This is a genomic window from Pseudomonas parafulva (assembly GCF_000800255.1).
Taxonomy (GTDB): domain Bacteria; phylum Pseudomonadota; class Gammaproteobacteria; order Pseudomonadales; family Pseudomonadaceae; genus Aquipseudomonas; species Aquipseudomonas boreofloridensis.
On sequence record NZ_CP009747.1, the window covers coordinates 3,434,860 to 3,461,744 of the forward strand.

Sequence of the window (26,885 nt, forward strand, 5' to 3'; positions counted from 1 at the left end):
TGTCTACAGTAGCGGCACAACAATAAACAGAGAGCCTGCTCCCATGACCACGTCTCCCAGCACGTCTCCCGCCCGGCGCCCCGAGGACGAAAACCTCGGCGTCGGGGCCAACCTGGCCTACGGCCTGCAGCACGTCCTGACCATGTACGGCGGCATCGTCGCCGTACCGCTGATCCTTGGCCAGGCGGCGGGACTGGCGCCGGCGGAGATCGGCCTGCTGATCGCCGCCTCGCTGTTCGCCGGTGGCCTGGCGACCTTGCTGCAAACCCTCGGCCTGCCGTTCTTCGGCTGCCAGTTGCCGCTGGTGCAAGGGGTGTCGTTCGCCGGCGTGGCGACCATGGGCGCGATCCTCGGCAGCCAGAATGGCGGCGGCATGCCGGCCGTGCTCGGTGCGGTGATGGCCGCCTCGCTGATCGGCCTGCTGATCACCCCCGTGTTCTCGCGCATCACCCGCTTCTTTCCGCCGCTGGTGACCGGCATCGTCATCACCACCATCGGCCTGACCCTGATGCCGGTGGCCGCGCGCTGGGTGATGGGCGGCAACAGCGCCGCCGCCGACTTCGGCAGCATGGCCAACGTCGGCCTCGCGGCTCTGACCTTCGCCATCGTGCTGCTGTTGAGCAAGCTGGGCAGCGCCAGCATTTCGCGCCTGTCGATCCTCCTGGCGATGGTCGCCGGCACCTTGATCGCCTGGGCGCTGGGCATGGCCGACTTCAGCACAGTGGGCGACGGCCCGCTGCTGGCCTTCCCCACGCCCTTCCACTTCGGCCTGCCGACCTTCCATATCGCCGCGATCCTGTCGATGTGCATCGTGATCATGGTGACCTTGGTGGAAACCTCGGCGGACATCCTCGCCGTGGGCGAGATCATCGACACCAAGGTCGACTCCCGGCGCCTGGGCGACGGCCTGCGCGCGGACATGGCCTCGAGCATCCTGGCGCCGATCTTCGGCTCTTTCACCCAGAGCGCGTTCGCCCAGAACGTCGGACTGGTGGCGGTGACCGGGGTAAAGAGCCGCTATGTGGTGGCCACCGGCGGGCTGATCCTGGTGGTGCTCGGCCTGCTGCCGATCATGGGCCGGGTGATCGCCGCCGTGCCCACGCCCGTGCTGGGCGGCGCCGGCATCGTGCTGTTCGGCACAGTGGCGGCCAGCGGCATCCGCACCCTGTCCAAGGTGAGCTACACCAACAACGTCAACCTGATCATCGTCGCCGCCTCGCTGGGCTTCGGCATGATCCCCATCGCCGCGCCGACCTTCTACCACCAGTTCCCCGGCTGGTTCGAGACCATCTTCCACTCTGGCATCAGTTCGGCGGCGATCATGGCCATCGTGCTCAACCTGATCTTCAACCACCTCAAGACCGGCAACTCGGACCAGCAGTCGGTGTTCGCCGCCGGCTACGAGCGCACCATCCAGTACTCGGACATCTCGCAGTTGCGTGACGGCGACTACTTCAAGGACGGCAAGCTGTTCGATGCCGAGGGCCACGAAGTGCCGGTGAAGAACGAGGCCGAGCCGGGCGCCCGGGGCCGGCGGCGCAAGGTGGTGGCGGAGCATTGAGTGGTGACAGCGGCTTTGGCGGTGATTACGGGTGAGTTCGCGTCTGCGAGTGATCGCAGACGCGAACTCACCCGCGACCTTCACTCACGCCCGACGAAATACCGGTTCAACACATCGAGGTCCTTCGCCTCCAGCACCCCCGCCAGGTAGCGCAACTGCACCCAGGCGCGCAGGTATTCGTGGCGCGCCTGGGCCAGGTCACGCCGCGCGCCGTACAACTGCTGCTCGGCATCGAGCACATCGAGGTTGACCCGCTCACCGCCCTGGACGCTGCGCCGGGTCGCCTCCACCAACGCGCTGGCCGCCTTCACTGCCAGGCCATAGGCGCGGATTTTCGCCGTGCTGCTGGCGCACAGGTTGAACTGCCGACGCAACTGGTTGAGCGTATCGCTGACTTGCGCGTCCACCTGGAACTGCAAGCCGTCGCGCTCGGCGCGGGCCTGGCGCACCCGCGCCGACACCCCGCCCCCGGCGTACAGCGGCATGCTCAGTTGCAGACCGACACTGTCGGTGTCATAGCGCTGGTTGTAGGTGCTTTCGGAACTGGAACTGGAAATGCCTTTGCTGACGTAGGCGCTCAAACTGGGCAGATGCCCGGCGCGCTGGCGCTCGATGCCCTGTTCGGCGGCCTCCAGTGCATGACGCTGGCTGGCAAGCTCGGCGTTGTGAGCCACGGCCAGGTCACGCCACGGCTCGAAGCGCGCAGGCGACAGCGGCTGCACCGCGAACGCCGCGCGCAGCGGCGCCAGGTCCTCGGTAATCACCGCCTCCCCGGTGATCGCCTGCAAGCTGCGCAGGGCCGCATCGAGGTTGTCGGCCGCTTCGATTTCCTGGGCCTGGGCCAATTCGTAGCGGGCGCGGGTTTCCAGCACATCGGTGCGCGTCCCCTCACCGCCCTGGAGCAAGCGCTGATTGAGGTGCAACTGCTCGGCGTAGCTGCGCCGCTGGGCCTGGGCCAGGGCGATCTGCTCGGCGGCGAACAGCGCTTCGCTGTAGGCCGCGAACACCCGCACCATCATCTCCTGACCGCGACCGCGCAAGCGCGCGTCGGCCAACGCCGCTTGGGCCACGCCGCGGCGGTAGTCGCTCCACAGCCCGTAGTCGAACAGTGGCTGCTGCAACGTCAGGGTCGAACTGTAGCTGCGATAGTCACGCTGACTGGTGACGTCGCCGAACTGGCCGCGCTGGGTCACCTCGGAATCGTTGCGCGCACGGTTGTAGCGGTAAGACAGGTTCGGCAGCAGACCGGCACGCCCGATGTTCAAGTGCTCGATGCCGGCGTCTCGCTCGGCGAGGGCGGCATGCAAGGTCGGGTCGTTGCGCAAGGCCAGGGCATAGGCGTCGCTCAAGTCCAGCGCGACAGCCCGCAGGCTCACGCCCAGCAACACGAGGGGCCACAACAGACGCATCGAATCACTCCTCGCTCAAGGCCACATGCACCCGGTCTGCCAGCGGCTTGAACAGGTAGTTGAGCAGCGAGCGCTCGCCGCTGCGCACGAACGCCTCCACCGGCATGCCGGGGCGAATGTCTACACCGGCCAACTGCCGCGTGCCCTCGGCGCTGACCTGGATGCGTACCTGGTAATAGGGCTGCTGGGTCTTGTCGTCGAGCAAGCGGTCGGCCGACACCAGGCTCACCTCCCCGGCCACGCGCGGCGTAGTGCTCTGGTTGAAGGCGACGAACAGCAACTCCACCGGCAGGCCCGGCTGCAGGCGGTCGATCAGTTCCACCGGGGCGCGGGCATCGACCAGCAGCGGGGCGTCGCGGGGGACGATCTCCATCAGTTGTTGCCCCCGGCCGATCACGCCGCCGTTGGTGAACACACTGAGCCCGACCACGGTGCCGGCCACCGGCGCGCGTACCTGGGTGTGGGCCAGTTCGAACTCGGCGCTGCGCAGGCGATTGCCCAAGTCCTCGGCACTGGCCTGGACCTCGCTCAACTGCTGGCGCACCTCGTTCTGGAACTCCTGGCGGCGCTGGCTGGCACGCAAGGTGAGCTCCTGCACCTGACGCCGGGTGCGGGCGATGTTGCCCATGTCCTCGGCGATCGCGCCATTGACCTGGGCCAACAGGCGTTCGCTATCGAGCAGGCGATTGCGCGCGATGTAGCCGTCGCGGGCCAGGTCGCGCAGGCCGCGCAGTTGCTCGTCCAGGGCCTGGCGCTGGGCCTGTTTGCCAAGCAGTGCGCCCTGGAGGCCGCCGAGCGACGCCTGCGCCCCGGCGATGCCCTGGCCCAGGCCAGCCAGCTCCAGCTCACGCGCCTGGGCGCGACTGCCGCGCAGTTGCCGCTGGGTTTCCAGCACCGTGGCGACCCACGGCGTGGCCGCGTCGGCGAGCAGGTCCTGGGGAAAGCTCACGGTTGGCGCGCCCGCCTCCTCGGCGCGCAAGCGCGCAGCCGTGGCCAGCGCGTTGACGTACTGCACCCGCAGTGAGCCCTGCTGGGCCTGGGCCTGGGTCGGATCGAGACTGAGCAGCACCTGGCCAGCCTCGACCTGATCGCCGTCGCGCACCCGCAACGCGCCAATCACGCCCCCGGTCGGGTGCTGCACCGCTTGCCGGCTCCCGGCGACCACCACGTTGCCGCTCAGCGGCACGCCCTTGTCCAGCGGCGCCAGGGCCGCCCACAGGACGAAGCCGCCGAAGCCGACCAACACCAGCCAACGCCCGGCCCTGGCCGGGGCGCTGGCATCGTCGCGCAGTGGATGAACCCTGTCCGCCGCGGGGGCGGCGCCAGGGCTGAACAGTGGATGCACACTCATGCTCAAGACCTCTGCCCGCTCTGGTTGAAGCTGTAGGTCACCCCGGTGCGCGCCGTGGTGGCCACCGGGGGCGTGGGGCTGGCGGGACGTGCAGCGGCCTGCAGCACCCGCGCAGTCGCACCGAACTGCTGGACCCGGCCTTCATGCAGCACCAGCAGCTTGTCCAGCCCCAGCAGCAGGCTCGACTTGTGGCTGATCATCACCAGCGTGCGGCCCTGAGCCTTGAGTGCCGCGAGTGCTGCCAGCAAGGCGCGCTCGCCCGCGTCATCCAGGCTGGCGTTGGGCTCGTCGAGCACCACCAGCGCCGGCAGCCGATACAACGCCCGAGCCAGGCCGATGCGCTGTCGCTGGCCCCCGGAGAGCCCGGCGCCGCCGTCGCCCAAGCGTGTGTCGTAACCTTGCGGCCATTGCAGAATCAGCTCGTGCACGCCGGCCAACTGCGCGGCCGCCACCACTGCGTCGGCGTCCACCGGGCCAAGACGGGCGATGTTCTCGGCAACGCTGCCGGCGAACAACTGCACGTCCTGGGGCAAATAGCCGATGTGCGCACCGAGCAGTGGGCGGTCCCACTGCGCCAGCGCTGCGCCGTCCAGGCACACTTTGCCCGACAGCGGACTGGCCGCGCCCACCAGCAGCCGCGCCAGGGTCGACTTGCCGGAGCCGGAGGCGCCGATCAGCCCCAGCGATTCGCCCGCCGCCAGCTCGAAGGCCACGCCCTCCAGGCACAACCGCCCCCCGCCCGGTACCGCGGCGCTCAAGTGCTCGACGCGCAACTGTCCGCGAGGGTCAGGCAGCGGCATACCATTGGCCAACGGCGCATGGCGCTGCAGCAGTTGGCCCAGGCGCTCGGCACTCTGGCGCGCCGCGCCCCACTGGCGCCAGACCCCGATCAACTGATCGATCGGCGCCAGCACCCGCGCCATGAGAATGGAGCCGGCGATCATCATGCCGGGGCTGATCAGGTGCTCCAGCGCCAGCCACGCGCCCAGGCCCAGTACCAGCGACTGCAGGGCCAGACGCACGCTCTTGGACACGGCGGTGATCGCTGCGCTGCGCTCGCTGCCCAGGTTCTGCAGGGCCAGAAAGCCTTGGTGCAAGAGACTCCAGCGCTGGCGCACGGCGCCGAGCATGCCCATCGCCGCGACCGCTTCAGCGTTGCCCAGGTTGCCCGCGGCTTGCTGCACGGCCTGCTGCGACAGGCGTCCGGCTTCGACGAACACGCCCTCGGTCAGCCGTTCGTTGAGCCAGGCCAGTGAAGCCAGCAGCAGCGCGCCGACCAGCGCCAGCAGGCCCAGCCAGGGGCTGAACAGAAAGATCACCAGCAGGTAGAGCACGAACCACGGCGCGTCGAAGAAGGCGAACAGCGCCTGGCCGGTGGCGAACTGGCGCAGTTGGGTCAGGTCGCCCAGCGCCTGCTGGGCACTGCCCTTGTGCCCCTCCAGGCTGGCCTGGAAAGCGGCGTCGAACACGCGCGGATTGAGGTGCAGGTCCAGCCGCGTGCCCAGGCGGATCACCACCAGGCTGCGCAACCACTCGAGCACGCCGAGGAAAGCGAACAGTCCCAGCACCATGAGGCTGAGCATCAGCAAGGTCATCTCGTTGCCCGACGACAGCACCCGGTCATAGACCTGCAGCATGTACAGCGCCGGCGCCAGCATCAGCACATTGGCCACGGCGGTGAACAGGGCGACATGGCCCAGGCCGCCCCGGCAGGCCTTCAGGGCCTGCCACAGCTCAGCGGTGGCGGCATTGCGGGGTGTACTCATCGCGGACCTCGGAGGACGGGGCGGCGCGGCCATTGACCCGGCCGTCGCCACCTCGCAGAATTTCGCAGCCCCCCGGCCTGGGCCCGACAAGACACGGGCCAGGGTGCCTGCAACAGGGCCAATGACAGAGCGATCTGCCATTGGCCTTTTTCATGCCAAGGTCAGGCCGCCAGGGCCAAGTCCTCAGGCAGTGCCTGCACGCCCACCGCTTCGGCAGCGGCGAAGCTCGACGCACCACCGCCGAGGGCGGCAGCGATGGCGTCGAAGGTGCTGTCGGTGGACACGCCGTAGCTGGCCAACAGGTTGTCCAGCACCCCTTCCAAGGCCGAGGTGTTGCCCTGCATCAGGCCGTAGATCACACCTTGCACCTCGTTGCCGGCACGCCCTGCGCCCAGCGCAGCATCCAGGTCCAGGCCATTGAAGCTGACCACGTAGTTGCCCAGGCTGAAGTCGCTGCCACTGCCGCCGCCGAGCACTTCGCCCAGGCTGACGTTGTCCAGCGAACCCCACAGGTAGTGGTTGAGGTTGTCGCCCGGCGCCTTGGACGGGTCGAACACGTAGTGCAGGCCGTTGGCGGTGTTGGAGTCGGCAATGAAGGCGTAGTCCGAGCCGTTGGCGCCATGGGTGGCGTACTGGTCACCGTCGAAGGTGCCGTTGCTGAAGCCGCCGGTGTTGCTGTAGCCGTGGCCGGCGGTGACGAAACCTGCGCTCCAGAAGGCCAGGTAGTCATCGACGGTAGCGCTGCCGAAGGCTGGATCGTAGGTGACGGAAATAGTCATGACGGTTCCTCTGTGCTGCGTGGTCAAAGCGAAGGCCAACGGCCCTCGTGTCGCCCGGAATGGGCAAACTCAGGGGTTCAGAATCGGTATTCGAGCATGCCGCTCAAGGTCCGGCCGCGGGCCAGGGACAGGTTGTTGGCATCGCCCATGGCGACGAAATAGGCTTCGTCGGTGGCGTTCTCCAGCGACAGCGCCAGGTTCAGGCTGGGGGTCATCCAGTAGCTGGCATAGAGGTCGTAGACCTTGTACTTGGGCCACATGGCCTGGTCGATCTGGCTGTAGCCATGGGTGTCGAGGTTCTTGCCATTGCCTTCGCTGTAGCGCAGGCGCATGCCCACATCCAGGGTGCGCTCGAGAAAGCGCATGCCCAGGGTCAACGCGCCACGGTCGGCCGGCATGTAGGCGGCATTGCCCATGATGTCGCCACAGCTCACCCGGTTGTTTTCCGTGGCGTTGGCTTCGGCCCGCGAGACCCGCACCGGCAGCATGAGAATGCGGCTGCCGACGCGCACTGGACGCAGCACGGTGCCGGCGCTGACCAACTGCTGGGCGCCGCCGAGGTAGAACTGGTTGGAGCAGAAGTCGTTGCTGCCGATCATGTGCGTGTAGCTGAGCTGGCCGTAGTAGTCGCCAGCGTCGTAGTCCAGGCTGTACTCCACACCGCGAAAACGCGTGGCTTGCAAGTTGTTCTGGTACGCCGAACGGCCCAGGGCGATGCCCGAGACACTGGAGCCGGGCAGGCTGACGTTGGTGTCGAGAAACGAGAAATGGTCGATGCGCGTGTCGAAGTAGGCGACCTTGGCGGCGAAGCGATCACCGTCGCGCAGCAGCGATTGCTTGAAGATGTTCAGCCCCAGTTCCCAGTTGTGCGACTGCTCGGCCTGCAGGAACGGATTGGGGTATACCATCTCGTTGCCGCCGCCGTGGGGACGTCCGCTCATGTACGCCTCGGTGACCGCCGGCGGGCGCCAGCCACGGCCCCAGCGGGTGTAGAGCTGCAGCCAGTCCGGCCCTGGCTTGACGGCGATGCCGAAGGTCGGCGAGAAGCGGCCCTCTTCGCGCTCCTGGTCGAACAGCAGGTCGGTCCGCTGGCGCCGCAGGTTGGTCTCGGTGATGCCCTCGGGGTACAGCCAAGTGGTCACGCCGGTCTTGCCGGTGAGGCGATAGCGGTCGTAGCGCAGGCCCGCATCGACGGTCAGCCAGTCGTCGTGCTCGTAGCTGAGGTTGCCGAACAGGCTGGCCATGACCCGCTTGCCGGTGGGGTTGGCGCCTTGGACATACGGCAGCGATTCGGTTTCGTTGGCGGCCGCCACACGCTCGGTACTGGGCCGGAAGCGGTCCTGGAACATTTCGCTGCCGTAGTTGAAGGTCAAGCTGTCGGCCTTGAACAACTGCCAGCGCGAGGTGTTCTGCACCTGCAAGCCCCAGGTGTCGGTCTGGTAGCGGTCGCTATAGCCTTCGACCCGGTTGCCGCTGGTGGCCGAGGCGGCGTTGTCGGCATTCCAGCGATCCTGACGGGTGGTGACGTAGTACAGCTTGGCCTTGAAATCCACCAGGTCGCTGGGGTTGAGGCTGTAGTCCAGCGCCGCGTTCCTGGCGTTGATGTCGTTGCTGCCGGTGACGCGGTAGTAGTACTCATGGCTGCCGGCGTCCTTGACCGTCCAGGCGTCCTTGCTGTCGGTGTCGGTCTCGAAGTAGCTGAACTGCAGGCGCTGGGTGTCGGGCAGGTTGAGGCCGAGCTTGAAGATCTGCGAGCGGGTCACGCTGTCCATGGCGCCGACTTCGCCGTTGAGCCAGTGCTTCCACGCCTGGCGGTCCTCCAGCTTGCCGCGCATTTGGGTGCCGAGGTTGCCGGCGTGCTGGGTGCCGCTGCGGTAGTCGCCAAAATGGCGCTCGCTGTGGCCGACCAGGATGTCGCCCACTTCGTTGCCCAGGGCGAACAACGCGCTGCCGTTGAAGTAGGTACCGTTGCCCAGCTCGCCGATGCCGTGACCGGCGCGCAGGCGTCCACCGATCTCCTTGTCCGGACCGAGCAGGTCGCGGGCCTCGACCGTGTTGAAACTGGCGATGCCGCCGATCACGCCAGCACCGCCCATACCGGCCGAGGTGCCTTTGTCGATTTCCACGTTCTGCACGAACTCCGGGTCGATGAACATCACGCCATTGCGCTGCTGGTGACCGTTGACGCTGAAGTTCTGGCGCATGCCGTCGATGTTCATGTTGACCCGGCCGTAGTCCTGTACGCCACGGATGTTCACCGACAGACCGGGGTCGCGCTGGTTGACCGCGGTGTAGACGCCGGCGGTCTGCTCCAGCAGGTCGGCCGCGTGACGCGGCGGGCGCTGGTCGATCTGCGCGCGGGTGATGACGCTGACCGAGCGCGGCGCCATGTACACCCAGTCGCCGTCACGGCTGGACTCCACATGGGTGGCGCCCAGCTCGACGCTGTGCTCGCCAGCCTCGATCCGCTCCAGGCCCACTTGACCAGGGGCGCTGAAGCGATAGCGCACCGGCGTGCCCTGCAGCAACCGACGCAAGCCGTCCTCGATCGCGTGCGAGCCCTGCAGGCCAGGGCTGTTCAGCCCGGCCAGCTTGCGGCTGTCGAAGAACACCTGCACCCCGGATTGCTCGGCATAGGCGAGCACCGCGCGGTCGAGTGCCTGGGCCGGGATGTCGAAGCGGATCAGTTGGCGCTCGGCGCGCTCGACCGGTGCGGCGGCCTGCACCTGGCCGATCCCCATCGGCAAGGCGCAGGTGCCCAGGGCCAGGCTGCTGGCCAGGGCGAGGCGACTCAAAGGTCGCGGGGTCTGTTGTCGTGGCGTGGTCACTGCGAAGGCTCGTCTGTTGTGGGCGTTTTCTAGTAATGAAAATCAATCTCAACAATCAGACGTGCAGGGGCGGAAAAGTCAGTAAGGAAAAATGAAAAAAGATGCTCAAGGCAGCAATGGCAGCGGCTGCGCGGGGATGTCGGCTCAGTCGCCGCGCCTGCAAAAGTAGCGCGCGACCTGCGGCAGCCGCGATTGGCCGCCCATAGAGGTGCCGAGGCGCGACGGGGTCAGTAGATGACGGTCAGGCCGGGCAGTTCGAGCCGACGGGCCTGCAGCTCATCGCTCAACACCGCGCCGACGGTGGCCAATTGGTCGAGGCGAAACACCCCGCTCACCTCGCGCCGGGCCAATTGCTCATTCAAAACCAGCCATTGCCCGCTGCGGTAGTGATTGAGCCGAGCCACCACATCGGCCAGCGGCTGGCGCTCGAACACCAGCACACCGCGCGCCCAGTCGGTGGCCCGTTGCAGGTCCTGCTGCGGCCAGGGACGCACACCGTCTGCCTGGTCGTAGCGCACCGCCTGCCCCTGCTCCACCACTTGATCGGCGCGCCCCCGGTCCGGCGAGTTGAGCAGGTGCACGGCCACCCGGTGCTCGAGCATCCCGACCCAGCCGCCTGCGCCCGCATCGCCGACCACGAAGCGCGTACCCAGCGCGCGGGTGGTGGCGCCAGCATGCTCGACCACGAACGGCCGCGGTTCCTGCGCCGACACCGGCGCGGCGCTGAACACCGCTTCTCCCGCCAGCAAGCGCACACGGCGCTGCTGGTCATCGAAGTCCAAGGCAATGGCGCTGCGGGCATCCAGGTCGACCTGGCTGCCATCGGGCAGCGTCACCTGGCGCACTTCACCCATGCCGGTGACGTAGTCGGCACGCCATTGCAGCAGCCAGTGCGGGGCCTGCGCGACACCGAAGGCCAATACCAGCAGCGCGGCGACGCCGGTCATGGCCTGGCGCAGGCGGGAACGGCGACGCAGGGGACGGGCGGCGGCACGAGGGCGCGAGGACGTCAACGCGGCCAATCCGCCGAGGTCGGCCCAGGTTGCCTGGGCGAAGGCATAGGCCTGGGCATGCTGCGGGTCGGCAGCGCACCACTGGGCCAACGCCCGTTGCTGCGCCGGGTCGAGGACGCCGCTGGCGGCGCGCACCGCCCACTCGGCGGCCTGCTCGCGAATCGCTTGCTCGGGCGGGTTCTGGCTAGTCACACGGTTCTCTCGCGATCTGGTTATGTCTGGGCTGACGTCTGAAGGGGCGTTTTTCAGTAAACCGTTGGTCAGCCATCCTCGTGCAGGCACTGCATCACATAGGCCAACGCCTTGGCCAGATGCTTCTGCACGGAACTGTCGGAAATGCCCAGGTGACGGGCGACCTCGGCGTGGGTCATGCCCTCCAGGCGATTCAGGCGAAAGACCTGCCCAGTGCGCTCGGGCAGCGCCTGGACAATCGCCAGCAAGCGCCGCAAGTGCTGCTCGCGAGCGACCTGCTCGTCCAACCCCGGACGGTCCTCGACGATGCCTTCGAGGGCCTCGTGGGGCACCAGGTCTGTCTTGCGTCGCTGCTGCTGGCGCACGTGGTCGATCATCAGGTTGTGCGCGGTGCGGTACAGGTAGCCAGGCGGATTATCCAAGGGCTCCTGACGCTGCTGCTCGGCCAGGCGCAGGAAACTCTCCTGCACCAGGTCAGCGGCCAACTGCGGATCGCGCACCTTGCGCGTGAGCAGGCCCTGCAAGGTTTTCGCATGCTTGATGAACAAGCGCTTGAGGTCGGACTCCGCCACACGCACTCCCGCTGGTGCTCGCAAGGTGGCGGAATGCTACTCGCTACTGAGAATCAGTTGCAAGTGAGTCGATCACTCGAACAACGCGTCCAGCGCCTGCTCCAGTCGCGTCACTGCGATCACCTGCAGTCCAGCCGGCGCTTCCTTGGGCGCATTGCCCTTGGGCACGATGGCGCGCTTGAAGCCGTGTTTGGCCGCTTCCTTGAGACGCTCCTGGCCGCTGGGCACCGGGCGCACCTCGCCGGACAGACCGATTTCACCGAACACCAGCAAGCCGTGGGCCAGCGGGCGGTTGCGCAGGCTGGACATCACCGCTGCCAGCAGCGCCAGGTCCGAGGCGGTCTCCAGCACCTTGACCCCACCGACCACGTTGAGGAACACGTCCTGGTCGTGGGTGGGAATGCCGCCGTGGCGGTGCAGCACCGCCAGCAACATGGCCAGGCGGTTCTGGTCCAGGCCCAGGGTGACCCGGCGCGGGTTGGCCAAGTGGCTGTCGTCGACCAGCGCCTGCACCTCCACCAGCATCGGTCGGGTGCCCTCCCAAGTCGCCATCACCACGCTGCCGGGCACTTCCTCCTGGGTCCGGTTGAGGAAGATCGCCGAGGGGTTGGAGACTTCCTTCAGGCCACGGTCGGTCATGCCGAACACACCCAGTTCGTTGACCGCGCCGAAGCGGTTCTTCACCGCCCGCAGCAAACGCAGGCGGCCGTCCGATTCGCCTTCGAAATACAGCACGGTATCGACCATGTGCTCGAGCACGCGCGGCCCGGCCAGCGAGCCTTCCTTGGTGACGTGGCCGACCAGGAAGATCGCCGTGCCGCTCTGCTTGGCGTAGCGCACCAGCAGCGCCGTGCTCTCGCGCACCTGGGCCACGCCGCCGGGCGCCGATTGCAGTTGCTCGGTGAAGATGGTCTGGATCGAGTCGATGACCATCACCCGCGGTTTTTCCTGGCGAGCGGTGGCGATGATGGTTTCGATGCAGGTCTCGGTCATCACCTTGAGCTGGTCCTGGGGCAGCCCCAGGCGCCGCGAGCGCATGGCCACCTGTTGCTGCGACTCCTCGCCGGTGACGTACAGCGCCGGCATGTGCGTGGCGATGTTGCACAGGGTTTGCAACAGGATGGTGGATTTGCCGATGCCCGGATCACCGCCGATCAGCACCACCGAGCCGTCGACCAGGCCGCCGCCGAGCACGCGGTCCAGTTCCGTGCTGCTGGTGGTGAAACGCGGGATTTCCTCGACGCTGACTTCGGCCAGGGTCTTGATCTGCGCCTGCTGCCCGGTCCAGCCGGCGCGCCCGGCCGGGGCCGCTGCAGCGCCGCTCTCGATCATGGTTTCGACCAGGGTATTCCAGGCGCCGCACTCGCCGCACTGGCCGGCCCATTTGGGAAAGGTCGCGCCGCACTCGGTGCAGCCATACAAGCGCTTGGCCTTGGCCATCGGGTCAGTCTCCTGGGCAAAGACCGCCATGATAGCCGAACGCGCGCGTGCCTCGGCGGCGACGGCCAGCGACAAAACTATTCAGGCTGATGGCAGTCTGTACCCCACGCAGTACAAGAATCGATTCCGTGGCTTACACTGCGTTTACTCATCACTTGTTACAAAGGAAGAACACATGGGCGTGCTCAACGAATTCAAGGCCTTCGCGGTCAAGGGAAATGTCGTCGATATGGCGGTGGGTATCATCATCGGCGCGGCCTTCGGCAAGATCGTCTCGTCGTTCGTGGGCGATGTGATCATGCCGCCGCTGGGCCTGCTGATCGGCGGCGTAGACTTCAGCGACCTGGCAATCACCCTCAAAGCCGCCCAAGGCGATGTGCCGGCGGTGGTGCTGGCCTACGGTAAATTCATCCAGACGGTGATCGACTTCATCATCGTCGCCTTCGCCATCTTCATGGGCGTCAAAGCGATCAACCGCCTCAAGCGCGAAGAAGCCAAGGCCCCCAGCGTGCCCCCGGCCCCGACCCCGCAGGAAACCCTGCTCACCGAAATCCGCGACCTCCTCAAGAACGGCAACGGCAACGGCAAGCTGTAAGCGGCAAGCGGGAGCGCGCACGGCACCGCTCCTACTTGCAGCTTGCCGCTTGCAACTTGCCGCTCCCTCACCAATACGTCTCGACCGCGACTTGGCCGGGGCGTTTGCTGAGGCTCAGTTGCAGGTCGCGGGCTTTGAGGACTTTGCGGGTCTCGTCGATCATCTCCGGATTGCCGCAGAGCATGATGCGCGAGTGCTCGGGCGACAGCTCCAGGCCCGCGGCGCGCTCCAGCTCGCCGGTTTCGATCAGCGTGGTGATGCGCGCGTTCAGCGCGCCGGGGTGGGATTCGCGGGTGACCACCGGGATGAACTGCAGCTTGCCGGCGAACTCGGTCAGGTATTCACGCTGCTCGAGGCCCGCGATCAGGTCCAGGTAGGCCAGCTCCTTGGCTTCGCGCACTGAATACACCAGTTTGATTGTGTCGAAGCGCTCCCAGGCCTCGAAGTCCTGAAGGATCGATACGAACGGCGCGATGCCGGTGCCGGTGGCCAGCAGCCACAGGTCGCGGCCGTCGACGAAGCGGTCCAGGGTCAGGTAGCCGTAGGCCTGGCGCTCGATCAGCAGGCTGTCGCCCTTCTGCAAGCGGCTCAGCTCGCTGGTGAACTCGCCGTCTGGCACTACGATCGAGAAGAAATCGAGGAACTCGTCGTGCGGAGCGCTGACCATCGAGTACGCACGCCACACCACGCTGCCATCGGCCCTGGTCACCCCCAGACGCGCGAACTGGCCCGAGCGGAAACGAAAGCCCGGATCGCGTGTGACCCGCAGACTGAACAGGTTCGGCGTCAGTGGCTGCACATCGAGCAAGGTCTGAGAGGTGTATTTGTCGGCGCTGGCGGTCATGGGGGGCTCCTGGAATGATTGCGCCCAGTGTCTCGCAAACCGCCGCGAAGAAACACCGCGCGGCTGTAGGCGTATAGCTTAAGAGCAAGAAATTACCCTGCACTTCGTCGCTATAGCCAAAAATTCCCAGCGGTTTTTACAGCTTTTTCTACACTCAAGTGGGTGAGTCCAATCCTGGATCCAACTGGAGCAGCGTCATGCCGCACTGGAAGCAAGAAAAGCTGCAGACCCTGCTCGGGGAGCGGCACCCCGAAAGAATGTTCGACCAGGCCATCTTGCTGGCGCAAGAGATGGGCATGATGTACCTCGGGCTGGTGTTGCACCTGCACATTCCGGCACGTCACCCGCAGACCATCCTATACAACAATTTTCCCGAAGCGTGGAACGAGCGCTTTCGCGCCGACCGCGATTTCATCCTCCAGGACCCGGCCATCAACCGCAGCCGCATCAGCGCCGTTCCGGTGCTGTGGGAGGATGAGCTGTACGACGAGGTGCCCGATTTTCGTGAGGCCGCGTGCACCCATGGCCTGCGTCATGGCTGGACGCAGTCGCTCTACGACCGCTACAACCACGAGAGCCAATTGAGCGTGGCACGCAGTCAGCGCCGCATCTCCGCCCACGAACTGCTCAGCAAAAGCGCACAGCTTTTGTGGTTGCACAATGTGCTGCATGAGCTGATCTGCGAGCACCACCGCCGAGCGGAAAGCCCGTCCCATGAGCTGACAGAGCGCGAACTCGAAGTCACCAAATGGACAGCCGACGGCAAGACCGCTTCAGACATCGCCTGCATCCTCTCCCTCTCCCCCAGCACCGTGAACTTCCATATCCGCAGCGTCATCACCAAACTCGGCGTCACCAACAAGACCGCTGCCGTTGCAGTCGCCGCGGCTCGCGGTTTGATCTGGAAGTGACTGCCGCTGCCTGGCAAAGCCTGTAGAATCGAGCGTTTTCCAGCACGCAGACGACCTCTGCGCGCGCAGCCGTTTCGAGCCCGTTTCCCATGCCTCTGCTCACCAGCCCCTTCGCCGAACTCGACCTGATCCGCCAGCCGGAGCAGAACAACGACCCGCTACAGGCCTTCGACGCCGCCGACGAATACCTGCTCTCGCACCTGGCCACCCAGGCGCCCGCCGCCGACGCCCGGGTGCTGATTCTCAACGACAGTTTCGGCGCCCTGGCCGCGAGCCTGGCTGGGCAAGTGCAGGTGATCAGCAGCGGTGACTCGCACCTGGCTCACCTGGCACTGGATAAGAACCTGGCGCGCAACGGCAAGCCCTTCGACTGCGTGCCGTTCGTGCCCGCCAGCGCCGCTTGGCAGGGGCCGTTCGACCGCGTGCTGGTGCGCGTGCCGAAGACCCTGGCCTTGCTAGAAGAGCAGTTGATTCGCTTGCAGGGCCATCTGGCGCCGGGCGCCGAAGTGATCGCCGGCGCCATGATCAAGCACCTGCCGCGCGCGGCGGGCGATTTGCTGGAGCGCTACATCGGCCCGGTGCAGGCGTCGCTGGCGCAGAAGAAAGCGCGTCTGCTGACCGCCACGTTCGCCGAACGCCCACAGGCCGTGTCGCCCTATCCCACGCGCTACCGTCTGGACAGCCCGGCGCTGGAGCTGCTCAACCACGCCAACGTGTTCTGCCGCGAAGGCCTGGACATCGGCACCCGCGCCTTCCTGCCCCACCTGCCGCGCGACTTGGGCCAGGCACGTATCGCCGACCTGGGGTGCGGCAACGGCGTGCTGGGCATCGCCAGCGCGCTGCTCAACCCGCAAGCGCAGCACACCTTGGTGGATGAGTCGTACATGGCCGTGCAGTCGGCGCGGGAGAACTGGCAGGCGGCATTGGGCGAACGGCTGGCGGATATCCGTGCGGACGACGGGCTGGCGGGGCAGGACAAGCAATCGCTGGACGTGGTGCTGTGCAACCCACCGTTCCACCAGCAGCAGGTAGTCGGCGATTTCCTCGCCTGGCGCATGTTCCAGCAAGCGCGCGAAGCGCTGGTGGTGGGCGGCGCCCTGTACATCGTCGGCAACCGCCACCTGGGTTATCACAGCAAACTGGCGCGGCTGTTCCGCGGCGTTGAACAAGTGGCCGCGACGCCCAAGTTCGTGGTGCTCAAAGCGCGCAAGTAATGCCTGGACATGTGTGGAGGTGGCCCCGGCGATGGGTGCGGCGAAGCTGAAAACCTGGGACCGCTGCGCGGTCCATCGCGACGCAAGGCCGCTCCCACAAGGGCCGGTGAGCTGCCCGAAATTGAGCAGTACAGTTGCGACCTTAGCCTCTAGCGCTCGATGATCTCCCAATCTGTCTGACACCGCGCCGGCTGCGTTTGGGAGATACCTGAAATTGAGCAAGACAGTCGCGCCCTTAGCCCCTTGCGCTCGATGATCTCCCAATCTGTCTGACATGGCGCCGGCTGCGTGGGAGCGGCCTTGCGTCGCGAAAAGGGCCGCAAAGCGGCCCCGGCGATCTCAAGCGAACACTGGCGCGTCCCCGCTCAATGGGTGGTCAAACCCGCCGCATTCATGAACAGGCGCATGCCATAGGCCACCACGCCCAGCGCCGCGACGCTCAGTGCCCAGATCAGCACCAACCAGCCCAGGCGCTGCCAGAGTGGCTTCTTCTCTTCGACCGTCATCGCCCTGCCCTCCTCAGTGATACCCGTCATCGTGGCGCACCTTGCCGCGGAACACGTAGTAGCTCCAGAAGGTGTACCCCAGGATCAGCGGCAGGATGAACAGCGTGCCCACCAGCATGAAGCCTTGGCTCTGCGGTGGCGCAGCGGCCTCCCAGATGGATATCGACGGCGGAATGATGTTCGGCCACAGGCTGATGCCCAGCCCGCTGTAGCCCAGGAAGATCAGCACCAGCGTCAGCAGGAACGGCAGGTAGTTGGCATGCCGCGCCACCGCCTTGAGCAAGCCGTAGAAGGTCACCAGCACCAGCACAGGCACCGGCATGAACCAGATCAGGTTGGGCATGCTGAACCAGCGCCCGGCGATCTGCCCGTAGGCCAGCGGCGTCCACAGGCTGACGATGCCGATCACCACCAGCAGCACCAGCGCCAACGGCCGGGCCAGGTCGTGCATCTGCTTCTGCAGCGGGCCTTCGGTCTTCATGATCAGCCAAGTGCAGCCCAGCAGCGTGTAGGCCACGATCAACCCCAGCCCACTGAACAGGCTGAACGGCGTCAGCCAGTCCAGCGTGCCACCGGCATAGTGCCGATCGACCACCTTGAAGCCTTCGATGAAGGCGCCCAGCGCCACGCCCTGGAAGAACGTCGCCACCAGCGAGCCGCCGATGAACGCCTTGTCCCACAGGTGACGCTTGTCGTCGGTGGCCTTGAAGCGGAACTCGAAGGCCACGCCCCGGAAGATCAACCCCACCAGCATCAGCATCAACGGCAGGTACAGCGCCTCCAGCACCACCGAATAGGCCAGCGGAAACGCCCCGAACAACCCCGCGCCGCCCAGCACCAGCCAAGTCTCGTTGCCGTCCCAGACCGGGGCGACGGTGTTCATCATCACATCGCGGTCACGCTCGCCCTTGACGAAGGGGAAGAGCATGCCGATACCCAGGTCGAAACCATCCATGACCACGTACATCATCACCCCGAAGATGATGATCACGGCCCACATCAGTGGCAGATCGATACCCATGGCTCAGTTCCCCTCGTTCAGGCTGGCGTGCTGCGGCGTACCGCGATCATCGGCGGCGGACAACGGCCGCGCCGGCGTGCGTTGCTGCCCCGGACCACCCGGCGGCTGACTGTCGCCCTCGCCGCTGGCCGGGCCCTTGCGCACCAGGCGCATCATGTAGCCCAGGCCGGTGCCGAACAGCGCGAAGTACACCACCACGAACATCACCAAGGTGAAGCCAAGTTGCAGGGTACTGTGGTTGGACACCCCATCGGCAGTACGCATCAGCCCGTACACCACCCACGGCTGGCGCCCCACCTCCGTGGTGAACCAGCCAGCCAGAATGGCAATCAGCCCGGACGGCCCCATCCACAGCGTCAGGTACAGGAACGGCCGCGAGCTGTACAAGGTGCCGCGCTTGCGCAGCCACAGGCTCCACAGACCGACCAGGATCATCAGCATGCCCAGCCCGACCATGACCCGGAACGACCAGAACACGATGGTCGAATTGGGCCGGTCCTCAGGCGCGAATTCCTTCATGGCCGGCACTTGCTGGTCCAGGCTGTGGGTCAGGATCAAGCTGCCCAGTGCCGGAATCTCGATCTTGAACCGGGTGGTCTCGGCCTGCATGTCCGGCAGCCCGAACAGGATCAGCGGCGTCGGCTCGCCCGGCGTGTTCTCCCAGTGCCCTTCGATGGCGGCGATCTTCACCGGCTGGTGCTTGAGCGTGTTCAGGCCATGGAAGTCGCCGATCACCGCCTGAATGGGCGCGACGATCAACGCCATCCACATGGCCATCGACAGCATCTTGCGCACCGCCGGGTTGTCCCGCCCGCGCAGCAGGTGCCAGGCCGCCGACGCACCGACGAAGAACGCCGTGGCCACGAACGCGGCCGTGGCCATGTGCATCAGGCGGTAGGGGAACGACGGGTTGAAGATGACCAGGAACCAGTCCATCGGCACCACGCGACCGTCGATGATCTCGTGGCCCTGCGGCGTCTGCATCCAACTGTTGGAGGCGAGGATCCAGAAGGTCGACACCAGCGTGCCGATCGCCACCATCACCGTGGCGAAGAAGTGCAGCCCCCGGCCCACGCGGTTCCAGCCGAACAGCATGACGCCCAGGAACCCCGCTTCCAGGAAGAAGGCGGTGAGCACTTCGTAAGTGAGCAGCGGACCCGTGATCGACCCGGCGAAGTCGGAGAACCCACTCCAGTTGGTGCCGAACTGATAGGCCATGACCAGCCCGGAGACCACGCCCATGCCGAAGTTGACGGCGAAGATCTTCGACCAGAACTGGTAGAGGTCACGGTAGACGCGGTTGTCGGTCTTCAGCCAGAGGCCTTCGAGCACCGCAAGATAGCTCGCCAGACCAATGGTGATGGCTGGGAACAGAATGTGGAAGGAGACGGTAAACGCAAACTGGATTCGGGCGAGCTCCAAGGCTTCCAAACCGAACATGATGCTTCCTCTTCAGGTAATCAGGCGTTCGGGCTCGTGACCCACACGCTCACTGCCCCTACAGATGATCGAGTGCGCTGTTGTCGGATTGTTCTGTTCGATCGCAGGGAACCTGGCCGGTCGGCCGAATCGTTGCATCTGGAACGATTGATCCAGATCAACGACTGAAGCCAAGCATAGACCCGAACGCCAGCACAGCCTGTGTGGTTGTTTGCCGCGTGACCGGTTGCCTCACCCTCTTTACCTTCGCAACATTTCGTGCGCAAACCTCCGGCAACGCCAATGGAACCCTTGGCCAAAGGCCACAGTCCACTTTTCAGGCCCACTTTCCCGCGGCCTTCACGAGGAGACACCCATGAAAGGTACTGCGCTTTCCGCCGTATTCGCGGCTGCCACCCTGCTGGCCTCGCCGGTGTTCGCTGCCGATGACCTGTGTGCGATCAACCTGCAGAAGATCAACGACGAAATGGCCACCACCGGCGCCACCTCCGAAGGCCTGGTCGATGCCCTCAACAAGCACATCGACGAAGCCAAGGCCGCCCAGGCCAAGGGCGACAACAAGGAATGCATCACCATCACCAACAAGGTGCTGGAGCGTCTGAACAAGACTGAAAAAGGCAGCAGCGGCGCCTGATTCGGGGCTGTGGAAAGGGCGGCGGCACCCGCTGTCGACGCCGCCCCTGTAAAGGCGTATACTGCGCGGCACGTGTCGCGAGATACGTCAGCTAGAGCTGAGTGTGGGGCCGATTAGGATTCGACGCCGGTCGCGAAACTCTAGGTGCATGCCGAGTTGGTAACAGAACTCGTAAATCCACTGTTGCAACTTTCTATAGTTGCCAATGACGAAAACTACGAGGGCTACGCTCTCGCTGCGTAAGCAGCTGAGCCCGCTCTCCTGGTAGCTTCGGCTCCAGCAATCACCAGGGGATGCCTGTAAACCCGAAGTGATTGTCATACAGAACAGGATCGTCGTGTAGCACGTTGGGGGCAAAGCGACTAAAACTTACCCAACTCGTCCAAAGCACCCTGCCACTCGGGCGGCTGCGGATTAACTCAGTTGAGATGGCTAAGCATGTAGTACCGACAGCGGAGTACTGGCGGACGGGGGTTCAAATCCCCCCGGCTCCACCAAATCCGAAACAGAAGAAGACGCCTTTGGGCGTCTTTTTTTGTGCGCGGGATTCAGTGCCTCAACGGCAGCACGCCATCACCTTTCCCCTCCTCCGTCATCGCCTCCAGCTTGGCGAACTGCTCGCTGGCCAGCCGGCTGATGATTCGGATCGCCTGATGAATGCCCGCGGTGTTGCGGACGCTCAGTTGCGGGTTGTGCTCACACTCCAGCACCTCGTCATGCTGGACCAGCGCCTCGCCAAATAGCTCGAGCGTCCAGACGTAGCTTTGGAGGGTAGACAAATGCTCACGGTCAGTCATGGGACACCTCCTGCTTGGCGCAGTCGGCGAGGGCTTGGCTATTGATCGGGTAGAAAGCTGGGAATGGCGTGGCCACAGGGGTTGGCCGGCGGAGAGCGGATGCGGGGATCCTGCTCAGAATGCGAATTAGCATGCATGAGACTCCAAGTTTGAGGTTGGAGCTACCACGATCCTTCCTACGGGATTGGGTGGCAGCTGTGCGTGGGGTAGGAATACCGGGAAACTTGGAACCCGGCCAGGCCGAAGCCTGCCCACACACAGCCGCCATGACATCACAGCAGACGCAAAAAAGGCGCCAGCCGATGGGATGGGGCGCCTTGTGCGAGCGCCAAGTTTACCAGCAGGTTCCTACACCTGGTCGCAGATTTTGCTGCGACTTGGGGAATGTAGCCTTGAGGCGGACTTGTTCGCAACCGCTCGTGGGGAAGGAAATTTCCTTAAAGTGGGTAGTTTGTAATCACACCTACGATCGTGTCCCGAGAATTGGTGTAACTGAACCAACCGAAGGCGCCCTGTGGGCGAAAGAGAGTGGTCATCGTGGTTCTTGGCTAACGTTGAGTTTGCGAAGACCTAACACTCACCAGGAAAACCACGATGACCAAGCCCACTATCGCACTGACCGAGTTGGTTGAGAAAGGAGCAGACGCTGATCTGCTCAAGCAAATGATCCAGTTCGTTGCCCAACGCATGATGGAATTCGATGTCGAAAGCCTGTGCGGCGCCGGCTTCGACGTTAAAAGCCCTGACCGGATCAACAGCCGCAACGGCTACCGGGATCGCCTCTGGCAAACCCGCGCTGGCGATATCGATCTCAAGATCCCGAAACTGCGTCAGGGCAGCTATTTCCCCGGCTTTCTTGAGCCTCGTCATACTGCCGAAAAGGTCATGGCCGCGGTGATCCAGGAAGCCTACATCCAAGGTGTTTCAACGCAGCTGGTCAAGGCCATGGGCATGACCGGCATTTCCAAGAGCCAGGTGTCACGGCTGGCCGGCGAGATCGATGAACGTGTCCACGCCTTCCTTGATCGCCCTCTGGAAGGCGACTGGCCTTACCTGTAGATCGACGCCACGTACGTCAAGGTGCGGGAGGCCGGACGCATCGTCTCGGCCGCCTTAATAATTGCCGTGGCCGTGAAGTCCTGGGCATGCGGGTTGGGCCGTCGGAGGCCGAGCCGTTCTGGACGGACTTCCTGCAAAGCCTTATGCGGCGCGGCCTGCGTGGCGTGAAGTTGGTCATCTCCGATGCTCACGAAGGTTTGAAGTCTGCGGTTTAGAAGGTCTTCAACGCAACTTGGCAGCGCTGCCGAGTGCATTACATGCGCAACGCCATGACCCATGTCGGCAACGGCCAGCGCACCATGGTAGCGGCGCTTCTGTGCACGGTTTTCGCTCAGGATAGCCGCGCTGAATGCCACCAACAGTGGCGCTTGGTTGCATACTAACTGCGCGAAAAGTACCCCAAGATCGCGACACTCATGGACGGGTGCGAGGACGAAGTGCTGGCGCACATGGCGTTACCCAAAGCGCATCGACAGCAATTGCATAGCACCAATCCACTGGAGCGGCTCAACGCAGAGTTCAAGCGCCGCACCGACGTCGTGGGCATCTTCCCCAACGATCCTGCGATCACAAGGCTGGTAGGGGCGATGCTGCTGGAGCAGAACGACGAATGGTGCCTGCAACGGCGATAGATGCAGTTGGAGGCCTTTGAATCCGTCAGCGATAATCCACAGGCCAAGCTGTCGGCCGTGATCAACTAAACAGCAAACTCAGTGGCCAGAGCCATGATGAGTTACACCACTTCCTGGGACACGATCACCCTCACAGGTCGCAGGGGCCTTAACCCCTGATAACACTCAACAACCGTGGCGGGATGAGTGAGGACGAAGTCGATCATCTCAGGAGAATGGCGATGCAACTGTGCGAAGCGTTCGAGCCCCTACAACCCTTGCTGGAATACCAGCAAGCGCCACTGCCCTACCCAGTCGAAGCACTCGGGGATCTGTTGGGCCCTGCGGTCGAACGTCTGGCCGAGGTAATCGGCGTGCCCTGCGCCATGGCCGCGCAATCGGTGCTGGCCAGCGCTGCCTTGGTGAGCCAGGGCCATGCCAATGTCCAACTGGACGGCCGAACCTATCCGCTGTCCCTCTACCTACTGACGGTGGCGTCCTCGGGTGATTGCAAAAGCGCGGTGGATCACCTGGCACTGAAGGCCGCGCGCGACTGGGAACGACAGCAATGGACCCTGTATGCGGAAAAGCTCAAAGCCTATCGCGCCGCTACCAGCATCATGGCCAAACCCAAAACCTCAAAGAAACACGCGGAGGCGGAAGGCGGTGAGCTGACCGAGCCGGTCCCGCCGAGACTGATCATTGCCGAGCCGACCATTGAGGCCCTAGTCAAAAGTCTGTGCCATGGCTTGCCCAGCATGGGCTTGTTCAATGATGAGGGTGGCCAGTTATTGGGCAGCAGCACCATGAGCAAAGAGAACCTGCTCAAGGCGATCACCACCTTGTCGACACTGTGGGATGGCAGCCCCATCGACCGGGCGCGCTCCATGGCCGGAGAAAGCTTGAGTGCCTATGACCGCCGCCTCAGCCTGCACCTGATGCTGCAACCCTACCTGGCCAACCAGCTACTCAAAGACCCGGTGATCAAAGGCCAAGACATCCTGGGCCGCTGCCTGATCAGCTGGCCCGAACGTCTGGTCGGTCAGCGCTTGTACAAGGCAGTCGACCTGACGCGAGATGCCAAGGTTCAGCGCTACCAAACGCGCATTACCGCCCTACTGGATAAGCCACTGTCGCTGCACAAAGACAGTTCACTTAACCCCGCCAGGCTGGAACTGACGCCCAGCGCTCGCACTGCCTGGATTGATATTCACGACACCATCGAATGCCAGTCTGGCGAGTTCGGTGAACTGGCAGGAGTCCAATCCGTCGCAGGAAAAGCAGCGGCCAATGTGCTGCGCATAGCAGGTGTGCTCGCGGTAATTGAAGATGCGAATGTAGTGAGTGAGGCCCACATTCAACGCGCCTCAACACTGATGGATTACTACCTAGCGGAGATCCAACGCTTGACCGAACAAGAGCCAATCAACACTTTACGTGAGGAAGCGGATCGACTGCTGCGCTGGCTGACGCAAAAAGGCTGGACCCAATTTACCATCCGCGACCTCAATCGCAACGGCCCTCGCTTTGCCCGCAAGAGTAGCCATCACACCGCCACACTGCTCGTCGAGCTAATCACGCAGAACTGGTTGAACAGTCGCGATGCCAAAACTTTCGAGGTCCGCCATGTTTCGCCTCAATGACGCGGTACGCTGCTACTAGGCGCAACATCAATCGCAACCAGAAACACGGCGTGTCGCCACTTCTGTCGCCACCTTGTCGCCACGCGCAAGGCCAGGAATGACGCGGGTTGTCGCCACTGTCGCCGCCCCACCACTTGACCCCGCCAACATCGCCCTGCTGATCGAGCGACTGCGTGAGGAAGGGGCACTGCTGGAACACTAGGAGAACGCCCTCCTGATCCGCCCGACACACTGGCAGCAGGTGGACAGGCTCAGCCCCCACTGGAAAGCCCTGCAGCTCTTTCTGCAAACAAACGAAAACGGTGATGACGATGGCACTGGTCGGTCGGCGTGATGGTCGCAACTTTGGCTATGGCCGCCAGCTGAGCTACGCCGGCCCACAAGCGCTAAACGATCTGTTTGCCGGCGGCCACTTCGCCACGGTCAAAGCGCATAGCGATCGCTGGCAAGCGTTCGTGCGTTGGTGTCGGTCAGAGGACGGCCCCGGTTACAACGATGCGCCCCAGATCGACCGACAGACGCTGCAGGACTATGCCGCTTATCTGCGTCAGCAGATTCATCAAGGTGAACTGTGCATCGCTACTGCGCAGAACCGCCTGAGCAGCGTTAACCGCACCCTCACCGCGCTGCGCGGTGATCAGGACGTGAGAATCGCCAGCCCGAGTCAAACGTTAGGACAGCAGCGCTCGAGCGTACGCACCCGCGCGCCGGATGGCCAAGACCATCAACAGGTGCGGCGAGTACTCGAAGCGCTTGGCCAACAACAACACCAGCGGGTGGCCGCGATTATCCTGTTGGCCCGAGCAACGGGTATGCGCCTGCGCGAAGCGATCCACGCTGATCTGCCACGTCTCCACCGCGAAGCCGAGCACTACGGTCGCATCAACATCCAGGACGGCACCAAAGGCGGCCGCTCAGGGGCTTCAGCACCACGATGGGTTGTGGCGAATGAAGAGGTGAAGACGGCGCTGCAGTTGGCTCGCCATGCGTCTCCAAACGGCAGCCGCAACTTGCTGGCCCGAGACGAAAGCTACGCCGTGTTCCTGCAACAGACCGTGCTCCCCGCCCGCGAAACGCTGCATGAACACGGGCTGAAGGGTTTTCATGAACTGCGAGCGGCCTACGCCTGCGAGCGTTACGAACAGCTCACTGGCCACGCCGCACCGGTCAATGGTGGCCACTGCTGCCGCATTGACCGCGACCTTGATCAACAGGCGCGGCAACAGATCAGCGTTGAACTCGGGCATAACCGGATCGATGTGGTTTCGGCCTACATTGGAGGTCGAGCATGAGCAAGCCGTTCGATATGGCGCTGTTCCTGAGCGGCGCACTGACCGGTTCGAAGTTCACGCAGCAACGACACCTACGGCAAGCCCGAGCCATGCAAGCGGCCATTCAACAGCGATGGCAACGAGACAATCCCTGGACCTGGCAACTCAAGCATGTGCGCTGGTTTCTCACTCAACACCTGAAAGACCATTCCTACGCCACCCGGTATTACTATCGCCTCACCACCCTATTGATCTGGAAACGATTAGGGAATCACCGAGAAATGCTGATCCAACGCTCGAATAGAGCCCTTGGAAGCAGCGTCGTTTCTAGGCATGATACTGCATATGGCCAGCATTACGACATCGAGTGCTGTTAGTTTCCGTTTAGGCGATAGGGATATGGAAGTAGCGATAAGGGTGATGTCACGCGGACAGGAAATTGACCGCATCATGCGCCCCCTCAGAATGGATGGGGGGCGGCCTGCCGTCACCTACAGAAAATTGCTCTGGCCAGTAGAAGACGGCTGTATCCATATCGAAAGCGAACACGATGCGGCCCTCTACCATGTGAGTACGAAGCTTGACGACTGGGTGGAGCTTGTCACGCGCGTACTACCAGAGTCACTCCCAACTCACATCGATGAGTGTGCAGAACTACTTCGTGCCTGCTTCCGGGAAAATCTGCCTCATGGCGTTATACGCGCATCTTCCTCGCTGGTATCTGTTGGCCTAGAGAATGAAGCGCGCGACTTGCTAGTAGATTTCCTGCGCGAAAAGCACGACTCAGAACGCCTGAGCAAGCTGATACAGATGCAGCTGCTTTTCAGCGAAAGATCCAGCACCCCGCTCCCCCCTACGAATACAAATCCATCTGCTGAAAATACAGAGCCTGAGATCGATACAGCCATATCCATCAAAGATGAGAAAACACTGGACTGGGATTGGATACCAGCAGATGAGGCGCAAAAACCAGAAGTAGATGACCAAGTCCTGAGAACACAGGCCGAATCCACCCAAGAAACTATAGGTACCTACCGCACCATAGAACGTGGCGCAGTGATTTCGGGCCTCGCCGAATCTCTGAGCGAATCAGTATGGGTCGAAGAGCTTCTTCTACCGCCACAAGGTCGCACTTCCTCACTTGGGGAGAACACGCTTTTAGAGCGCACGGCAAAACTCGGAACCATCGCATTGGACCTATTGAGATACTTTGCAGACAACCCGGGGGACCGAGCTGCCCACGCTGAATTGGTACTTGGATACCCTATCGCGGATATCAACAAACTACTTACGGGCTCCCTAAGCCACTACCTGAAGAGAAGCGGGCCAGGTGGATGGGAATGCCACCCGTGGGCTTTAAGCATTCTAACCGCCCTCGACGAAGCCTTGTGAACGCATCAGATCGCAGGGATGCTCACTGGCAATCTG

22 protein-coding genes, 1 other RNA gene and 2 pseudogenes are annotated in these 26,885 nt (G+C 64.0%); 12 read left to right on the forward strand and 13 right to left on the reverse strand.

Annotation, left to right across the window (positions count from 1 at the left end):
* Window positions 1-43 precede the first annotated feature (43 nt).
* Window positions 44-1,561, forward strand: coding sequence for a nucleobase:cation symporter-2 family protein (locus tag NJ69_RS14905; RefSeq protein WP_039580328.1), 1,518 nt, complete (start codon window positions 44-46; stop codon window positions 1,559-1,561).
* A gap of 80 nt (window positions 1,562-1,641) precedes the next feature.
* On the opposite strand, the gene NJ69_RS14910 is transcribed toward NJ69_RS14905, so the two are convergent.
* The 8 genes from NJ69_RS14910 to radA form a co-directional block, all read right to left on the reverse strand.
* Window positions 1,642-2,970, reverse strand: coding sequence for a TolC family outer membrane protein (locus NJ69_RS14910; RefSeq protein WP_052192126.1), 1,329 nt, complete (start codon window positions 2,968-2,970; stop codon window positions 1,642-1,644).
* A gap of 4 nt (window positions 2,971-2,974) precedes the next feature.
* Window positions 2,975-4,321 (reverse strand): HlyD family type I secretion periplasmic adaptor subunit, encoded by a 1,347-nt coding sequence (locus tag NJ69_RS14915; RefSeq protein WP_039580331.1) that lies wholly within the window; start codon window positions 4,319-4,321, stop codon window positions 2,975-2,977.
* A gap of 2 nt (window positions 4,322-4,323) precedes the next feature.
* On the reverse strand, window positions 4,324-6,087 hold the full coding sequence (locus tag NJ69_RS14920) for a type I secretion system permease/ATPase (RefSeq protein WP_039580333.1): 1,764 nt from the start codon (window positions 6,085-6,087) through the stop codon (window positions 4,324-4,326).
* Between the two features lie 161 nt (window positions 6,088-6,248).
* Entirely contained in the window at window positions 6,249-6,866 is a 618-nt protein-coding gene (locus NJ69_RS14925; protein ID WP_029614778.1) for a heme acquisition protein HasA, read from the reverse strand.
* Between the two features lie 77 nt (window positions 6,867-6,943).
* Window positions 6,944-9,607 carry a TonB-dependent receptor gene (locus tag NJ69_RS14930; protein WP_209435538.1) on the reverse strand — a complete coding sequence of 888 codons (2,664 nt, stop codon included), beginning with the start codon at window positions 9,605-9,607 and terminating at the stop codon, window positions 6,944-6,946.
* 314 nt (window positions 9,608-9,921) lie between these two features.
* Window positions 9,922-10,899, reverse strand: a complete 978-nt coding sequence (locus NJ69_RS14935; RefSeq protein ID WP_039580337.1) for a FecR family protein — start codon at window positions 10,897-10,899, stop codon at window positions 9,922-9,924.
* A 68-nt stretch (window positions 10,900-10,967) separates the two neighbouring features.
* Window positions 10,968-11,471, reverse strand: a complete 504-nt coding sequence (locus NJ69_RS14940) for an RNA polymerase sigma factor (RefSeq protein ID WP_029614777.1) — start codon at window positions 11,469-11,471, stop codon at window positions 10,968-10,970.
* Between the two features lie 72 nt (window positions 11,472-11,543).
* Entirely contained in the window at window positions 11,544-12,911 is a 1,368-nt protein-coding gene (radA, locus tag NJ69_RS14945) for a DNA repair protein RadA (protein WP_029614776.1), read from the reverse strand.
* 175 nt (window positions 12,912-13,086) lie between these two features.
* Between radA and mscL the strand changes: the two genes are divergently transcribed.
* Window positions 13,087-13,506, forward strand: a complete 420-nt coding sequence (gene mscL, locus NJ69_RS14950; protein WP_039580340.1) for a large-conductance mechanosensitive channel protein MscL — start codon at window positions 13,087-13,089, stop codon at window positions 13,504-13,506.
* Between the two features lie 67 nt (window positions 13,507-13,573).
* Here the strand turns inward: mscL and NJ69_RS14955 are convergent, their stop codons facing one another.
* Window positions 13,574-14,350, reverse strand: a complete 777-nt coding sequence (locus tag NJ69_RS14955) for a ferredoxin--NADP reductase (protein ID WP_039580342.1) — start codon at window positions 14,348-14,350, stop codon at window positions 13,574-13,576.
* A gap of 197 nt (window positions 14,351-14,547) precedes the next feature.
* Here NJ69_RS14955 and NJ69_RS14960 point away from each other — a divergent pair, with 197 nt between their 5' ends.
* Window positions 14,548-15,261 carry an autoinducer binding domain-containing protein gene (locus tag NJ69_RS14960; RefSeq protein ID WP_039580344.1) on the forward strand — a complete coding sequence of 238 codons (714 nt, stop codon included), beginning with the start codon at window positions 14,548-14,550 and terminating at the stop codon, window positions 15,259-15,261.
* 89 nt (window positions 15,262-15,350) lie between these two features.
* Window positions 15,351-16,475: a methyltransferase gene (locus tag NJ69_RS14965; protein WP_039580348.1), complete on the forward strand. Its 1,125-nt coding sequence runs from the start codon at window positions 15,351-15,353 to the stop codon at window positions 16,473-16,475.
* Window positions 16,476-16,840: 365 nt separating this feature from the next.
* On the opposite strand, the gene NJ69_RS14970 is transcribed toward NJ69_RS14965, so the two are convergent.
* From NJ69_RS14970 to NJ69_RS14980, 3 genes are read right to left on the reverse strand one after another with little or no spacing between them, the layout of a single operon-like run.
* Entirely contained in the window at window positions 16,841-16,981 is a 141-nt protein-coding gene (locus tag NJ69_RS14970; protein WP_037028932.1) for a DUF2474 domain-containing protein, read from the reverse strand.
* 13 nt (window positions 16,982-16,994) lie between these two features.
* Entirely contained in the window at window positions 16,995-18,002 is a 1,008-nt protein-coding gene (gene cydB / locus NJ69_RS14975; RefSeq protein ID WP_039580353.1) for a cytochrome d ubiquinol oxidase subunit II, read from the reverse strand.
* 3 nt (window positions 18,003-18,005) lie between these two features.
* Window positions 18,006-19,442, reverse strand: a complete 1,437-nt coding sequence (locus NJ69_RS14980) for a cytochrome ubiquinol oxidase subunit I (RefSeq protein ID WP_029612703.1) — start codon at window positions 19,440-19,442, stop codon at window positions 18,006-18,008.
* 355 nt (window positions 19,443-19,797) lie between these two features.
* Between NJ69_RS14980 and NJ69_RS14985 the strand changes: the two genes are divergently transcribed.
* A complete protein-coding gene (locus tag NJ69_RS14985) occupies window positions 19,798-20,076 on the forward strand; it encodes a hypothetical protein (protein WP_039580355.1) in 279 nt (92 codons plus the stop codon).
* A gap of 105 nt (window positions 20,077-20,181) precedes the next feature.
* Window positions 20,182-20,573, forward strand: a transfer-messenger RNA (tmRNA) gene (gene ssrA, locus NJ69_RS22445).
* Between the two features lie 51 nt (window positions 20,574-20,624).
* On the opposite strand, the gene NJ69_RS14990 is transcribed toward ssrA, so the two are convergent.
* Window positions 20,625-20,873, reverse strand: a complete 249-nt coding sequence (locus NJ69_RS14990; protein ID WP_039580357.1) for a hypothetical protein — start codon at window positions 20,871-20,873, stop codon at window positions 20,625-20,627.
* A 594-nt stretch (window positions 20,874-21,467) separates the two neighbouring features.
* Between NJ69_RS14990 and NJ69_RS14995 the strand changes: the two are divergent.
* The 6 genes and pseudogenes from NJ69_RS14995 (at window position 21,468) to NJ69_RS15020 (ending at window position 26,849) form a co-directional block, all read left to right on the forward strand.
* Window positions 21,468-22,633: pseudogene (locus NJ69_RS14995) on the forward strand (IS256 family transposase).
* A 152-nt stretch (window positions 22,634-22,785) separates the two neighbouring features.
* Window positions 22,786-24,186, forward strand: coding sequence for a YfjI family protein (locus NJ69_RS15000; protein WP_039580358.1), 1,401 nt, complete (start codon window positions 22,786-22,788; stop codon window positions 24,184-24,186).
* A pseudogene (locus NJ69_RS23065) lies at window positions 24,170-24,520 on the forward strand (hypothetical protein). Before NJ69_RS15000 ends, NJ69_RS23065 begins: the two are co-directional and overlap by 17 nt.
* Window positions 24,498-25,478 carry an integrase domain-containing protein gene (locus tag NJ69_RS15010; RefSeq protein WP_039583270.1) on the forward strand — a complete coding sequence of 327 codons (981 nt, stop codon included), beginning with the start codon at window positions 24,498-24,500 and terminating at the stop codon, window positions 25,476-25,478. Before NJ69_RS23065 ends, NJ69_RS15010 begins: the two are co-directional and overlap by 23 nt.
* The gene (locus NJ69_RS15015; protein WP_245219453.1) at window positions 25,475-25,834 is read left to right on the forward strand and encodes a hypothetical protein; all 360 of its coding nucleotides are present in this window, start codon (window positions 25,475-25,477) and stop codon (window positions 25,832-25,834) included. Before NJ69_RS15010 ends, NJ69_RS15015 begins: the two co-directional genes overlap by 4 nt.
* Complete coding sequence (locus NJ69_RS15020; protein WP_245219455.1) at window positions 25,803-26,849, forward strand: hypothetical protein; 1,047 nt, start codon at window positions 25,803-25,805, stop codon at window positions 26,847-26,849. The genes NJ69_RS15015 and NJ69_RS15020 overlap by 32 nt, the downstream gene beginning before the upstream one ends.
* Window positions 26,850-26,885: the final 36 nt, after the last annotated feature.

Excerpts from the sequence above, each read along its gene's own strand:
- NJ69_RS14905 (WP_039580328.1), top strand. The coding sequence starts at position 44 with ATGACCACGTCTCCCAGCACGTCTCCCGCCCGGCGCCCCGAGGACGAA.
- NJ69_RS14910 (WP_052192126.1), bottom strand. The coding sequence starts at position 2,970 with ATGCGTCTGTTGTGGCCCCTCGTGTTGCTGGGCGTGAGCCTGCGGGCT.
- NJ69_RS14915 (WP_039580331.1), bottom strand. The coding sequence starts at position 4,321 with ATGAGTGTGCATCCACTGTTCAGCCCTGGCGCCGCCCCCGCGGCGGAC.
- NJ69_RS14920 (WP_039580333.1), bottom strand. The coding sequence starts at position 6,087 with ATGAGTACACCCCGCAATGCCGCCACCGCTGAGCTGTGGCAGGCCCTG.
- NJ69_RS14925 (WP_029614778.1), bottom strand. The coding sequence starts at position 6,866 with ATGACTATTTCCGTCACCTACGATCCAGCCTTCGGCAGCGCTACCGTC.
- NJ69_RS14930 (WP_209435538.1), bottom strand. The coding sequence starts at position 9,607 with ATGGGGATCGGCCAGGTGCAGGCCGCCGCACCGGTCGAGCGCGCCGAG.
- radA (WP_029614776.1), bottom strand. The coding sequence starts at position 12,911 with ATGGCCAAGGCCAAGCGCTTGTATGGCTGCACCGAGTGCGGCGCGACC.
- mscL (WP_039580340.1), top strand. The coding sequence starts at position 13,087 with ATGGGCGTGCTCAACGAATTCAAGGCCTTCGCGGTCAAGGGAAATGTC.
- NJ69_RS14955 (WP_039580342.1), bottom strand. The coding sequence starts at position 14,350 with ATGACCGCCAGCGCCGACAAATACACCTCTCAGACCTTGCTCGATGTG.
- NJ69_RS14960 (WP_039580344.1), top strand. The coding sequence starts at position 14,548 with ATGCCGCACTGGAAGCAAGAAAAGCTGCAGACCCTGCTCGGGGAGCGG.
- NJ69_RS14965 (WP_039580348.1), top strand. The coding sequence starts at position 15,351 with ATGCCTCTGCTCACCAGCCCCTTCGCCGAACTCGACCTGATCCGCCAG.
- NJ69_RS14970 (WP_037028932.1), bottom strand. The coding sequence starts at position 16,981 with ATGACGGTCGAAGAGAAGAAGCCACTCTGGCAGCGCCTGGGCTGGTTG.
- cydB (WP_039580353.1), bottom strand. The coding sequence starts at position 18,002 with ATGGGTATCGATCTGCCACTGATGTGGGCCGTGATCATCATCTTCGGG.
- NJ69_RS14980 (WP_029612703.1), bottom strand. The coding sequence starts at position 19,442 with ATGTTCGGTTTGGAAGCCTTGGAGCTCGCCCGAATCCAGTTTGCGTTT.
- NJ69_RS14985 (WP_039580355.1), top strand. The coding sequence starts at position 19,798 with ATGAAAGGTACTGCGCTTTCCGCCGTATTCGCGGCTGCCACCCTGCTG.
- NJ69_RS14990 (WP_039580357.1), bottom strand. The coding sequence starts at position 20,873 with ATGACTGACCGTGAGCATTTGTCTACCCTCCAAAGCTACGTCTGGACG.
- NJ69_RS15000 (WP_039580358.1), top strand. The coding sequence starts at position 22,786 with ATGCAACTGTGCGAAGCGTTCGAGCCCCTACAACCCTTGCTGGAATAC.
- NJ69_RS15010 (WP_039583270.1), top strand. The coding sequence starts at position 24,498 with ATGGCACTGGTCGGTCGGCGTGATGGTCGCAACTTTGGCTATGGCCGC.
- NJ69_RS15015 (WP_245219453.1), top strand. The coding sequence starts at position 25,475 with ATGAGCAAGCCGTTCGATATGGCGCTGTTCCTGAGCGGCGCACTGACC.
- NJ69_RS15020 (WP_245219455.1), top strand. The coding sequence starts at position 25,803 with ATGGCCAGCATTACGACATCGAGTGCTGTTAGTTTCCGTTTAGGCGAT.